The 13056-nt window shown below is 72.5% G+C and carries 7 protein-coding genes; 6 read left to right on the forward strand and 1 reads right to left on the reverse strand.

Translation table 11 applies throughout. The features are described 5' to 3' along the window. Positions 1-332 precede the first annotated feature (332 nt). The 6 genes from ACLJPY_RS40885 (at position 333) to ACLJPY_RS40910 (ending at position 12216) form a co-directional block, all read left to right on the forward strand. On the forward strand, positions 333-4208 hold the full coding sequence (locus tag ACLJPY_RS40885) for a Pls/PosA family non-ribosomal peptide synthetase (RefSeq protein ID WP_410596338.1): 3876 nt from the start codon (positions 333-335) through the stop codon (positions 4206-4208). Between the two features lie 81 nt (positions 4209-4289). Continuing rightward, positions 4290-5693 carry a M1 family metallopeptidase gene (locus ACLJPY_RS40890; protein ID WP_410596339.1) on the forward strand — a complete coding sequence of 468 codons (1404 nt, stop codon included), beginning with the start codon at positions 4290-4292 and terminating at the stop codon, positions 5691-5693. A gap of 125 nt (positions 5694-5818) precedes the next feature. After that, positions 5819-8113: a glycosyl hydrolase family 95 catalytic domain-containing protein gene (locus tag ACLJPY_RS40895; RefSeq protein ID WP_410596340.1), complete on the forward strand. Its 2295-nt coding sequence runs from the start codon at positions 5819-5821 to the stop codon at positions 8111-8113. 26 nt (positions 8114-8139) lie between these two features. Next, the gene (locus tag ACLJPY_RS40900) at positions 8140-10413 is read left to right on the forward strand and encodes a glycosyl hydrolase family 95 catalytic domain-containing protein (protein ID WP_410596341.1); all 2274 of its coding nucleotides are present in this window, start codon (positions 8140-8142) and stop codon (positions 10411-10413) included. Between the two features lie 42 nt (positions 10414-10455). Further along, positions 10456-11340, forward strand: a complete 885-nt coding sequence (locus ACLJPY_RS40905) for a peptidylprolyl isomerase (RefSeq protein ID WP_410596342.1) — start codon at positions 10456-10458, stop codon at positions 11338-11340. 135 nt (positions 11341-11475) lie between these two features. Then, positions 11476-12216: a DUF4184 family protein gene (locus tag ACLJPY_RS40910; protein WP_410596343.1), complete on the forward strand. Its 741-nt coding sequence runs from the start codon at positions 11476-11478 to the stop codon at positions 12214-12216. On the opposite strand, the gene ACLJPY_RS40915 is transcribed toward ACLJPY_RS40910, so the two are convergent. Further along, positions 12190-13056 carry a PDR/VanB family oxidoreductase gene (locus tag ACLJPY_RS40915; protein ID WP_410596344.1) on the reverse strand — a complete coding sequence of 289 codons (867 nt, stop codon included), beginning with the start codon at positions 13054-13056 and terminating at the stop codon, positions 12190-12192. The genes ACLJPY_RS40910 and ACLJPY_RS40915 overlap by 27 nt on opposite strands.

Genomic DNA, 13056 nt, shown 5'->3' on the forward strand with positions numbered 1-13056 from the left:
CGCGTGACCAGGGCCGTAACTCGCGTGATTGAAGCCGGAACTCGCGAGTTACGGCCCCAATCACGCGAGTTACGGCTTCAATCACGCCGGTTCCGGCTTCAATCACGCGAGATGCGACTTGGATCACGCTGGTCAGGGGCTTGATCGTGAGGTCCGACACGTGAGCGTGATCCTGGGGATACCTTTTGGTGATCCGCGGGTATGGTGAAAGGTCGTTGCGGGCGCCTCAATCGGAGAGCAAGCCCGGTTGAGGCTCCCGAAAGGTGAGTGGTGGGCTTGCGCGCCCATGGTTCGTCCCTGCACGTCTTCAGCGCGGTCGAGGTGAACGCCCGATGACCGTCACCATCGAACCCACCGGTTCCACCCCCGAGGTCACGCTCGGCGACCGGGCGCTCTTCCCGTCCGTCGCCGGCGCCGGCGAGCGCACCCTCCTCGACGTCCTCGCCGCCACCGCCGAGCGCCACCCGAACGCGGCCGCGATCGACGACGGCACCACCACCCTGACCTACCGGCGGCTCCTCGAGGAGATCGACGCCTACGGGCGCCGCCTCACGAGCTACGGCGTCGGCCTCGGCGACCGCGTCGGCATCCGGATCTCCTCCGGCACCGCCGAGCTGTACATCGCCATCCTCGCCACCCTGTCCGTCGGCGCCGCCTACGTGCCCGTCGACGCCGACGACCCGGACGAGCGCGCCGAGCTGGTCTTCGAGGAAGCCCAGGTCGCCGCCGTCGCGACCGACGGCACGATCGACGTCCACTCCACGCCCGGTGGCCGCGAAGGCCGTCCCGGCCCGGCCGACGACGCCTGGATCATCTTCACCTCCGGTTCCACCGGCAAGCCCAAGGGCGTCGCCGTCACCCACGCGAGTGCCGCCGCCTTCGTCGACGCCGAAGCCGAGCTCTTCCTCACCGACGAGCCGATCGGCCCCGGCGACCGCGTCCTGGCCGGGCTGAGCGTCGCCTTCGACGCTTCCTGCGAAGAGATGTGGCTGGCCTGGCGCCACGGCGCCTGCCTGGTCCCGGCGCCGCGGGCGCTGGTCCGCACCGGCGTCGACCTCGGCCCGTGGCTGGTCGCGCAGCGCATCACCGTCGTCTCGACCGTGCCGACGCTGGCCGCCCTGTGGCCCGCCGACGCGCTCGAAGACGTCCGCCTGCTCATCTTCGGTGGCGAAGCGTGCCCGCCGGAGCTGGCCGAGCGCGTCGCCGTCGAAGGCCGCGAAGTCTGGAACACCTACGGCCCGACCGAGGCCACCGTCGTCGCCTGCGCCGCGCAGCTGACCGGCGAGGGCCCGGTCCGCATCGGCCTCCCGCTCGCCGGCTGGCAGCTCGCCGTGGTCAACGACGAGGGCGAGCCGGTCGCCATGGGCGAGACCGGCGAGCTGGTCATCGGCGGTGTCGGCCTCGCCCGCTACCTCGACGCGGCGAAGGACGCGGAGAAGTTCGCGCCGCTGCCGTCGCTGGGCTGGGAACGCGCCTACCGCTCCGGCGACATGGTCCGCGCCGAAACCGAAGGCCTGCTGTTCCTCGGCCGCCTCGACGAGCAGGTCAAGCTCGGCGGCCGCCGCATCGAGCTGGGCGAGGTCGACGCCGCGCTGCAGGCCCTGCCGGGTGTGCAGGGCGCGGCCGCCGCGATCCGCCGCACCAAGGCCGGCAACCAGGTCCTCGTCGGGTACGTCGTTCCCGGCGGCGAGGACTTCGACCACGACCAGGCCGCGAACCGCCTGCGCGAGCAGCTCCCGGCCGCGCTGGTGCCGCTGCTCGCCGTCGTCGACGACCTGCCGACCCGCACCTCCGGCAAGGTCGACCGCAACGCGCTCCCGTGGCCGCTGTCCACAGTGGAGGCTTCCGGGCTGACGCCGACCGAGACGTGGCTCGCCGAAGGCTGGGCCGAAATCCTCGGCGTGTCGGTCGACAGCCCGAAGGCGGACTTCTTCACCCACGGCGGCGGCAGCCTGACCGCCGCGCAGGTCGTGGCCCGCATCCGCACCCGGCACCCGCAGGTGTCGGTGGCCGACATCTACGCCCACCCCAAGCTGGGCGCGCTGGCCGCGATGCTGGACGCGCTGAGCGGCCAGGCCACCGAACGCCGGGACATCGCGCCCACCAAGCGCCGCGCCGGGGTCGTCCAGACGCTGCTGATGGTTCCGCTGATGGGCCTGGTCGGGCTGCGCTGGGCGACGCTCGCCGCCGCGCTGTCGAACGTGCTCGCGCTGCTCGGGTTCGCCTGGGCGCCGACGCTGAGCTGGGCGTGGATCGGCCTGGCCTGGGTGGTGCTGTTCAGCCCGGCCGGCCGGATCGCCATCGCCGCGGGCGGCGCCCGCGTGCTGCTCTCCGGTGTCCGCCCCGGCACGTACCCGCGCGGCGGGAGTGTCCACTTGCGACTGTGGACGGCCGAGAAGCTGGCCGAGTTCTCCGGCGCGGACAGCGTCGCCGGCGCGTCCTGGATGACGACGTACGCGAAGGCGCTCGGCGCGCGGATCGGCAAGGACGTCGACCTGCACTCGCCGCCGCCGGTCACCGGCTTCCTCAAGCTGGGCCGCGGCGCGGCGATCGAGCCCGAGGTCGACCTGACCGGCCACTGGGTCGACGGCGACGTCGTGCACATCGGCAAGGTCCGCGTGGGCGCCGAAGCCCGCGTCGGTGCGCGCAGCACGCTGTTCCCGGGTGCCCGCATCGGCAAGGGCGCGGAGATCGCGGCGGGTTCGACCGTCCGCGGGGCCGTCCCGGCCGGGCAGCGCTGGGCCGGTTCGCCCGCCGCGCGTGTCGCGAAGGACGAGCGCGACGCGCTGAAGTGGCCGTCGAGCCGGCCGCCGCGGTCGCACTTCTGGGCCGCCGTCTACGGCGTGACCTCCCTGGCGCTGGGCTTCCTGCCCGGCGTGGCCGCGCTGGCCGGGGTCGCCGTGCTCGGCTACGCGATCGCCGGTGCGCCGACGCTGCTCGACGCGTTCACCCGCGCGCTGGTCTTCGTCCCGGTCGCGACCGCCGCGTACTTCCTCGCGTACATGCTGCTCGTGCTGATCGGCGTCCGGTGCTTGAGCATCGGCATGGTCGAGGGCTACCACCCGGTGCACGGCCGCGTCGCCTGGCAGGTCTGGGCCACCGAACGGCTGATGAGCATGGCCCGCGAGGGGCTGTTCCCGCTGTACGCCAGCCTGTTCACGCCGGTGTGGCTGCGGCTGCTCGGCGCGAAGGTGGGCCGCAACGTCGAGGCGTCGACCGTGCTGGCGCTGCCGAAGATGACCAAGGTCGACAGCGGCGCGTTCCTCGCCGACGACACCATGGTCGCCACCTACGAGCTCGGCCACGGCTGGCTGCACGTCGCCCCGGCGCGGATCGGCAAGCAGGCGTTCCTCGGCAACTCGGGCATGACCGCGCCCGGCCGCTCGGTGCCGAAGCGCGGCCTGGTCGGCGTGCTGTCCTCGACGCCGCTGAAGGCGAAGAAGGGCTCGTCCTACCTCGGGATGCCGCCGCTGCCGGTTCGCCGCGCGGTCGGCGAGGCCGACACAAGCCGCACGTACACCCCGGCGCTGCACCTGAAGGCGGCGCGGGCGCTGGTCGAGCTGTGCCGGATCGTCCCGGTCATGTGCGGGGTCGCGCTGACCGTCGTGGTCGCGTTCGCCCTGCTGTGGACGGCGACGGCGTTCGGCTTCGGCGTCGCGCTGCTGCTGGCGGGGCCCGCCCTGCTGGCCGCCGGGATCGTCGCGGCGCTCACCGCGACGGCGATGAAGTGGCTGCTGGTCGGCAAGTTCCGCGAGATCGACCACCCGCTGTGGAGCTCGTTCGTCTGGCGCAACGAGCTGGCCGACACCTTCGTCGAGGCCCTGGCCGTGCCGTGGCTGATCGGCTCGGTCGGCGGTACCCCGCTGCTGACCGCGTGGCTGCGCACGATGGGCGTCAAGATCGGCCGCGGCGTCTGGCTGGAGACGTACTGGCTGCCCGAGGCCGACCTGGTGTCGCTGGGCGACGGCGCGACGATCAACCGCGGCTGCGTCGTGCAGACGCACTTGTTCCACGACCGGATCATGAGCATGTCGGGCGTCACCCTCGGCGAGGGCGCGACGCTCGGCCCGCACGGGATCGTGCTGCCGGGCGCGGGCATCGGCGCGCGTACGACGGTCGGCCCGGGCTCGCTGGTGACCCGCGGCGACGAGGTGCCCGCCGACACGCGCTGGCTGGGCAACCCGATCTCGGCGTGGCCCGGTAAGTAACGAATGCGGGACCAGGCGCGCCGGGCTCACCCGCGGCGTGCGAGCCTGGTTCCAGCACGCACGACGAAAGGTTCGCCACGGGTGATTTCGAAGGCTCCGGCTCCCGGCGCGGACACCTCCGGCGACCCCTACCTGCCCGCGCACGGCAACGGCGGCTACCGGACCCGGCACTACGACCTGTCCCTCGACTACAAGGTCGCGCCCAACCGGCTTTCGGCGGCCGCGGTGATCACCGCGGAGGCGACGCAGGCGCTGTCCCGCGTCAGCTTCGACTTCGGCGAGTTCCGGATCAACCGCGTCCTGGTCGACGGTAAGCCCGCGAAGTACCTCAAGCGTGGCGCGAAGCTGCACGTCAAGCCGGCGAAGTCGATCCCGGCGGGCGGGATGTTCACCGTCGAGGTGCACTACGTCGGCAACCCGCGGCCGGTCGGGAGCCGCTGGGGTGACGTCGGCTGGGACGAGCTGACCGACGGGGCGCTGGTGGCGAGCCAGCCGGTCGGGGCGCCGTCGTGGTACCCGTGCAACGACCACCCGTCGGACAAGGCGGCCTACCGGGTCAGCGTGACGACGGCGTCGCCGTACCTGGTTGCGGTCACCGGCACGCTGGTCGAGCGCTCGACGTCGGCGAGCACGACGCGCTGGGTCTTCGAGCGTCCCGAGCCGACGGCGACGTACCTGATGAGCGTGCAGGTCGGCCGCTACGACGACGTCGAGCTGACCGGCCGCGGCTGGGGCTCGCCCACCGGTGTGGGCGCGCGCCTGCTGAGCCTCGGCTTCGGCCGCGGCGGCGTCGAGTCGGTCGCCCCCACCGTGCCGCAGCACGCGGCCGTGCCCCCGCGGCTGCGGCGCGCCTTCGAGCGGGACTTCGGGCGGCAGGGCCGGATGATGGACTTCCTGCAGCGGCTCTTCGGCCCGTACCCGTTCGCCGAGTACGTCATCGTGATCACCGACGACGACCTCGACGACCCGATCGAGGCCCAGGGCATGGCCATCTTCGGCGCCAACCACGTCGACGGCCGCCGCACCCACGAGCGGCTGGTGCTGCACGAGCTGGCCCACCAGTGGTTCGGCAACAGCCTGACGGTGGCGGACTGGCGCCACATCTGGCTCAACGAAGGGTTCGCGACGTACGCCGAGTGGCTGTGGTCGGAGGAGTCGGGCGGCCAGTCCGCTTCGGCGCTGGCCCGCATTTGGTACGCGCGGATCAAGGTCAAGCCGGCGGACGTCCGGATCGCCGACCCCGGAGTGGCCCGGATGTTCGACGAGCGCGTCTACAAGCGCGGCGGGCTGACGCTGCACGCGCTGCGGGCGGAGATCGGCGACCCGGCCTTCTTCGCGCTGCTGAAGTCGTGGGCCGAGGAGCACCGGCACGGGCTGGTCACGACAGAGCAGTTCGTGGCCGCCGCCGAGGCACAGGCCGGGCGTTCGCTGAGCGCGTTCTTCACCCGCTGGCTGTACACCCCGGCGTTGCCGCCGCTGCCCTGATTCATCGGATGTATCTGCCGCTGTCCGGGTGAACCGCCCTGGCATTTTGGGCACAGCTCTGCAAGTATGGCCGCACGCCGCCGCATGATCTCGCCGAAACGTCGTATGAGTTCGGAGGATGCTTCATGGACGCAGTGTCCCGGCGGACGGTGCTCCGCTCGGCCTCGGTCCTCGCGGGGGCCGCGGCCTTCGGCGGTCTTTGGGCCCGCGCCGCCCCTCCCGCGCTCGCGGGCTGGACCGATCCGCACCGGCAGGTCGCCGAAGACGCGCGGATGGTCTGGCGGCGGTTGCCGAAGAACTGGCAGGAAGGCCCGTTCCTCGCGAACGGCTACCTCGGTGCCCAGGTCTACGCCGGGGCGACGCCGCAGGTCCTCAAGGTCATGCTGAGCCACACCCAGGTGCAGGACCAGCGCAGCCAGTGGGAAGCCGGGATCGGGCTGTCCCGGCTGCCCATCGGGTACCTCACGCTCACCCTGGCCGGCGCGATCACCGGCGTCGACTGGACGCTCGACCTCTACAACGCCGAACTCGGCGGCACCATCACCACCACGCAGGGCACGGTCGCCTTCTCCGCCGTCGTGCACAACGACCTGGGCGTGCTGCTCGTTTCGCTGACCCCGAGCGCCGGGGAAACCGGGGCGGTCTGGGCGTTCCGGCCGCTGGAGTCGGCCACCACCCGGACCGTCCGCAAGCCGCCCGAGTACGTCGCCAACCCGGCGCCCGAGCTCGGCGACGGCTACTGCGCCCAGCCGATGCTCGCCGGCGGCGGGTACACGACGGCGTGGCAGGAACGCGCCGTCGGCACGCGACGGCTGCTCGCCGCCGCCGTCGCCTACAGCTTCCCGGGCACCACGCACACCGCGGACGCGCGCACCGCCGTCCGGAAAGCGCTTGCCGACCGGCCGGACGCACTGCTCGCCCGGCACCGCCGCTGGTGGAACGACTACCACCGCCGCAGCTTCGTTTCGGTGCCCGACAAGCAGGTCCAGCGGTTCTACTGGATCCAGCTGTACAAGATCGCGGCCGCCACCCGCGCGAACGGGCCGGTCGTGTCCGAATGGGGACCGTGGTTCCCCGAAGTGGGCAACAGCTGGACCGCGGTCTGGTGGAACCTCAACGTCCAGGTCACTTACCCGATCGTCAACAGCAGCAACCACCCCGAGCTCGACGCCGTCACCGAAACCTTCCGGCGCGACCACGCGAACCTCGAGGTGTCCGTCCCGCCCGCGTACCGCGACGGCGACACCTACGCCCTCTCGCACCCCGGCGACTGGCGGCTGCGCCCCGGCGGCACGCGCTCGGTGGGCGTCCCCGGGACGACGTCCAAGACCGACCAGACCGGGAACCTGTTGTGGGGCCTGCACAACGTCTGGCTGGCCTACCGGCACCACCTGGACCAGCGGGTGCTCCGGGACGTCCTGTACCCGACCCTGGCGAAGGCGCTGAACTTCTACCGCCACTTCCTGTTCACCGGCCCGGACGGGTGGCTGCACCTGCCGCTGACCCGGTCGCCGGAGTACGCCGACGCGGCCGACTGCACCTACGACCTGTCGCTGATCCGCTGGGCCGCGCGCACGCTCGTCGACTCCGCCCGGATCCTCCGCCTCGACGAACCGCGGGTGCCGATCTGGCGCGAGATCAGCGCGAAACTCGTGCCGTACCACGAGGATCCCGCCAACGGCGTGCTGATCGGCGACGGCGTCTCGCTGGCCGCGTCGCACCGGCACTTCTCGCACCTGCTGTGGCTGTACCCGCTGCGGGAGAAGGTCTGGGACCGCCCGGGCGACCGCGACCTCATGACGCGCACCTTCACCCACTGGGCCGCCGACCAGTCCGCCTGGCACGGCTACAGCTACGCGGCCGCGTCGTCGATGAGCTCGGTGATGGACGCGCCGGAAGAAGCCTTGCGGTACCTGAAGTTCTTCCTCGACCGGAACGTCGTGGCGGACACCGAGCTGACCGCGAACACGATGTACCGTGAGGGCTCGAACTTCGCCATCGAGAGCCCGATCACCGCCGCGCAGTCCGTTGTGGACATGCTCGTGCAGGGCTCCGGCGGGGTGCTCAAGGTGTTCCCGTCGGTGTCGGCGACCTGGCGGGACACGTCGATCGCGGGGCTGCGCGCCGAGGGAGCGTTCCTGGTGGACGCCTCCCGCCGGGACGGCCGGACCGAATTCGTGCGTGTGCACAGCGAAGCCGGTGAGCCGCTGGTTCTCCAGCACGGCGTCACCGGGGACGTCGACGTCCGCGACGAATGCGGACGGCGGCTGCCGTGGCGGGCGGCCGGGCCCGGGCGCGTCGCGATCGGGCTGCGGCGCGGCGGCACCGCCGTCGTCACCCCGCGGGGCGCGCGGCCGGACTTCGCACCCCGGGACGTCCCCGCGCTCGGCCCCGCCCCGGCGTGGGGCCTGCCGAGCTGAACCGCGCTCTTCGACGAGGAGGTCGAATGGACATCACCCGCAGAACCGTGCTCGGCGGGGCGCTCGCCGGGCTGGCGGCCGGCGCGGCCGGCACCACACCGGCGCTGGCGGAACCGGGCAGCGACGACTTCGGCTGGGCCGGGTTCCTGGGCACCGCGGACCTGTACTGGCGGCGGCTGCCGAAGACCTGGTACGAAGGCCCGTTCCTGGGCAACGGGTTCCTCGGCTCCGGCAGCTACGCCGAGCCCGGGCGGAACGCGATCCGGTTCAACGTCCAGCACAGCCAGGTCCAGGACCACCGCCCGGAGTTCGGTTCGCTGTTCGGCCTCGCCCGGCTGCCGATCGGGTACTTCACACTCGAATCGGTCGGCGCGATCACCGCGATCGACTGGCGGCTGGACCTGTGGAACGCCGAGCTGACCGGCACGATCACGACGGCGGCGGGCAGCCTGAGCCTGCGTGCGATCGTCCACACGGGACAATCGCTGCTCGCCGTCGAGGTCCGCCCGTCCGAAGGGGAGCGGGCGTTCCGGTGGGTGTTCCACCCGGCGGTCGCGGTCAGCCCGCGCGCCGATCCGGTGTGGAACAAGCCGCCGCCGGCCGGGTACACCGCGAACCCGCCGGTGCAGCTGTCGGCGAGCGCGGACACGCAGCTGGCCGTCCAGCCGCTGCTGGCCGGTGGCGAGCACGTGACGGCGTGGCGTGAGGTCACGCGCGGCGGCGCCCGCACGCTGTACACGTCCGTGGCTTGGTCGCACCCGTCGAAGACGTCGGTGGCGCGAGCCTTGAGCACAGTTCGGCGGGCGGTGCCGTTCGCCGCGCTGACCCAGGACCACCGGCGCTGGTGGCACGACTACTACCGGCGCAGTTTCCTGTCCATTCCGGACACCCGGCTGCAGAGCTTCTACTGGATCCAGCTGTACAAGGTCGCTTCGGCGGCCCGGCGCGAGGCACCGGTGATGGCGACATCGGGGCCGTGGCTGGAAAACACGCCGTGGCCGGCGACGTGGTGGAACCTCAACGTCCAGCTCGAGTACTGGCTCATCCACGGCTCCAACCACCTGGAGCTCGACGCGGTCAGCTACGCGCTCGACAAGTACCGGGCCAACCTGACTTCGCAGGTCGCTTCGCCGTACCAAGCCGACTCGGCGGGCATTCCGCGGACGACCGACATGACGCTGCTCAACGGCCTCTCGAACGCCACCAGCGGGTTCCCGGTCGGGATCCCGGGCCAGGACCCGCCGACGCCGGAGGTCGGCAACCTGACCTGGGCGCTGCACAACGTCTGGTTGTCCTACCGGCACACCATGGATCCCTCGTTGCTGCGGAACACGCTGATCCCGTTGCTGCGCCGGGCGATCAACTACTACCTGCACTTCCTCGCGCCGGGCCCGGACGGGCGGCTGCACCTGCCGCCGACGTTCTCGCCGGAGTACGGTGTCAACGCCCCGGACTGCAACTACGACCTGTCGCTGATCCGCTGGGGCTGCAAGACGCTGCTGCAGCACGCGCCCGGCGATCCGCTCGCGCCTCGCTGGCGGGACGTGCTCGCCACGCTGGCCGACTACCCGGCCGACGTCAATGGGTACATGATCGGCGCCGGCGTGCCGTTCGCGAAGTCGCACCGGCACTACTCGCACCTGCTCCAGATCTACCCGCTCCACGACGTCACCTGGGAGCAGCCGGAGCACCGGGCGATCATCGAGACGTCGCTGAACCACTGGGTCGGCTTCGAAGGCGCGCTGCAGGGCTACACGTTCACCGGGGCCGCGTCGATCTCGGCCCAGATGCTGCGTGGCGACCAGGCCGCGTTCTACCTCGGCGAGCTGCAGCGGCGGTACATCCAGCCGAACACGATGTACAAGGAATCCGGGCCGGTCATCGAGACGCCGTTGTCGGCGGCGAAGTCGTTGCAGGACATGCTGGTGCAGAGCTGGGGCGGCGTGCTGCGGCTGTTCCCGGCGGTGCCGGCGGCCTGGGGCGACGTCGCATTGCGGGACTTCCGCACCGAAGGCGCGTTCCTGCTCAGCGCGTCCCGCGCCGGCGGGCGGACGCGGTGGCTGAAGGTGCACAGCGAGGCCGGGGCACCGTGCGTGCTGCGGCCGGGCATCGACGGCGAACTCGCGGTGACCGACGCCCGCGGCCGGCCGCGTCACTGGCGGCGGCTGGCCAACGGGGACGTCCAGGTCGAACTCGGGTGCGGTGAGGACGCGTTCGTGTACCGAAAGGGCGACCGCCCGGACTTCGGCGTCCGCCCGGCGCCACCGAGCGGCCCCGCCACGCCGTGGGGGCTGCCGTGACCCGTGGTTTCGCTATGGTGCTCTCGGACGAGGGGAGCGTGGATGAGCGAGCCGGGCGGCAGACCGGGGCCCTACCCGCCGTTGCCGCCGCCGAAGCGGTCGTCGGCCACGGCGGTGGTGCTGGTCACCGGGTCGGTCGTGGTCGTCGTGGTGATGGTGCTGGCCTTCCTGGCGTTCGGCTCGCCCGGGTTCCTGCGCAAGCCGGACGGGCAGGCCGACGGTGAGTTCTGGTCGTCGATGGCATCGCCGCTGCCTTCGTCCGGTCCGCCGTCGGTCACGCCCGGCACGCCGGCAGCGATCCCCGGCGAGCGGGCCCCGATGCCGAAGCGCACGAGGCCGTTGGCCGACCCCGTGACGTGCGCGTTCACCCCGGATCCCGGGGCACCGGCGCCGAAGAAGGTCGCGTTGCCGCCGGACGGCCCGGCGCCGTCGACCGGGACCGTCGCCGTGCGGCTGGCGACGACTGCGGGCGACATCGGGCTGAGCCTGGACCGCGCGCTGGCGCCGTGCACGGTGGTGAACTTCCTGAGCCTGGCCCGGCAGGGCTTCTACGACGGCACGTCTTGCCACCGCCTGTCGGTGACGACCGGGCTGCAGATGCTCCAGTGCGGCGACCCGGTCGGCGACGGCACGGGCGGCCCGGGCTACACGATCCGCGACGAGGTGTTCCCCGGGCTGACGTACGGCCGCGGCGTCCTCGCGATGGCCAAGACCACGGCCCCGGACACCGGCGGTTCCCAGTTCTTCCTGGTCTTCGGCGAGACCGACATCCCACCGGACTACACGGTCTTCGGCAGCATCGACGACCCGGGCCTGCAGACCCTCGACGCGATCGCCCAACGCGGAATCGACCCGGCCAAACCAGGCATCGGCGACGGCAGCGGCCCACCCAAGACCCCCGTCACCCTCACCCACGTCTCTTCTTGACCATGCAGCAAGAGGCGTCACGCATGATGCCTCCCCAGACACGCATGATGCCCCTCCGAGCACGCATGATGCCCCTTCAAGCACGGGCCAGGAGGGTGCGGAGGGTCGTGAAGAGGGTGGGGAGAGGGGAGTCCGTTGCCGTTCACGTTCGCGCACCCGGCCGCCGTGGTGCCGCTGGGCCGGTGGCTCCGGCTGCCCGGGCTGGTCGCGGGTTCGCTCGCCCCCGACATCGCTTACTACGTGCCGATCCCGGGCGGGGACCTGACTCACGAGCCCGTCGGGCTGGTGAGCGTCGACCTGCTGCTCGGGATGGCGCTCGTGGCGGTGGGGTACGCCGTCCTCGCGCCGGTACTGGCGCTCGGCCCGGCCGGCTGGCGGGAGCGGGTACCGCGGCCGGTGTACCGCTTCCCGTGGCCGGGTTCGGTCGTGGTGGGCGCGGCGACGCACCTGGTCTGGGACGCCTTCACCCACACGGACGGTTTCGCCGTGCGGCACTGGGCGTGGCTGCGCGTGTCCGTCGTGGGCCCGCACCGGCTCTACAACGTGCTCGGGTACGTGTCGTCGGCCGGTGGCCTGGCCGTGCTCGCGGTGCTGGTGGTGCGGTGGTACCGCCGGGCACCGCGGGCTACGCGGGCGTGGCCGGTGCTGCCCCGCACCGGCCGGCTGGTGGTGGCGGCCGGGCTCGGTGCGGGGCTGGTGGTGGGCGCGCTGCTCGGGCTGACGGACCCGGTGAGCCGGGTCAGTGAGTACGACTGGGTGCGCTGCCTGCTGATCGGCGCGGTTCGCGGGGCAGCGGCCGCCGCGGCCGGTTACGTCCTCGCATGGCCGCTGGTCGGCCGCCGGCTGCGGTCAGAGGTCCAGCACCAGGCGGGGTGAGCGCGCGCGGGACACGCACGGGTACATCCGGCCCGCGGCGGCGCCGATGTCGTCGCGGTGCTCCGGCTCGCCCGCCAGGACCACGACCTCGCAACTGCCGCACACGCCCTCCCGGCACGCGGACGGCACCGGGCGGCCCGCGTGGTTCAGCGCGTCCAGCAGCGTCTCGTCCGCCGGGACCTGGATCGTGCTCCCGGAGCGGGCGCACCCCACCTCGAACGGCGTGTCCGGCCCGAACGTCCGCCGGGTCGGCTCGAAGCGTTCGGTGTGCAGCCGCGGGAACACCGCCTCGGCCGCGTCCACCATCGACGCCGGGCCGCAGCAGTACACCTCCGCGGCCGGGAACTCCCGCGCCAGGGCCGCGAGGTCCGGGCGCCCGAGCCGCACGCGGTCCCCGTACCGCGCCGCGAGTTCCGCGGCGAACGCACGGCCCGCATACGCCAGCGTCACCGCGGCACCGGACGCGACGGCGGCCCGCAGCATCGGCACGATCGGCGTGATCCCGATGCCGCCCGCCACGAACAGGTACTCGGCCGCCGGGCGCAGCGGGAAGTGGTTGCGGGGCAACGAAACCGACAGCGTCCGGCCCGGTTGCAGGAACAGGTGGACGTACTCCGAGCCGCCGCGGCTCAGCGGGTCGTGGCGGACCGCGATGCGGTAGGCCGAGAGGTCGGCGGGGTCGCCGCACAGCGAGTACTGGCGCGTCAGCCAGTTCGGCAGCTCCAGATCGATGTGCGCGCCGGGCTCCCACGGCGCCAGCGGGCCTTCGTCGCCGCGCAGGACCAGCGACACGACGTCGCCGGTGAGGTGCTCGATGCGGTCCAGGGTCGTCTTCTGCAT

The sequence above is a fragment of the Amycolatopsis sp. lyj-23 genome (assembly GCF_046549135.1).
Lineage (GTDB): Bacteria > Actinomycetota > Actinomycetes > Mycobacteriales > Pseudonocardiaceae > Amycolatopsis.

What these genes read in the sequence shown, in the direction of transcription:
- ACLJPY_RS40885 (WP_410596338.1), top strand. Translation starts at nt 333, where the DNA reads ATGACCGTCACCATCGAACCCACCGGTTCCACCCCCGAGGTCACGCTC.
- ACLJPY_RS40895 (WP_410596340.1), top strand. Translation starts at nt 5,819, where the DNA reads ATGGACGCAGTGTCCCGGCGGACGGTGCTCCGCTCGGCCTCGGTCCTC.
- ACLJPY_RS40900 (WP_410596341.1), top strand. Translation starts at nt 8,140, where the DNA reads ATGGACATCACCCGCAGAACCGTGCTCGGCGGGGCGCTCGCCGGGCTG.
- ACLJPY_RS40905 (WP_410596342.1), top strand. Translation starts at nt 10,456, where the DNA reads ATGAGCGAGCCGGGCGGCAGACCGGGGCCCTACCCGCCGTTGCCGCCG.
- ACLJPY_RS40915 (WP_410596344.1), bottom strand. Translation starts at nt 13,056, where the DNA reads ATGCAGAAGACGACCCTGGACCGCATCGAGCACCTCACCGGCGACGTC.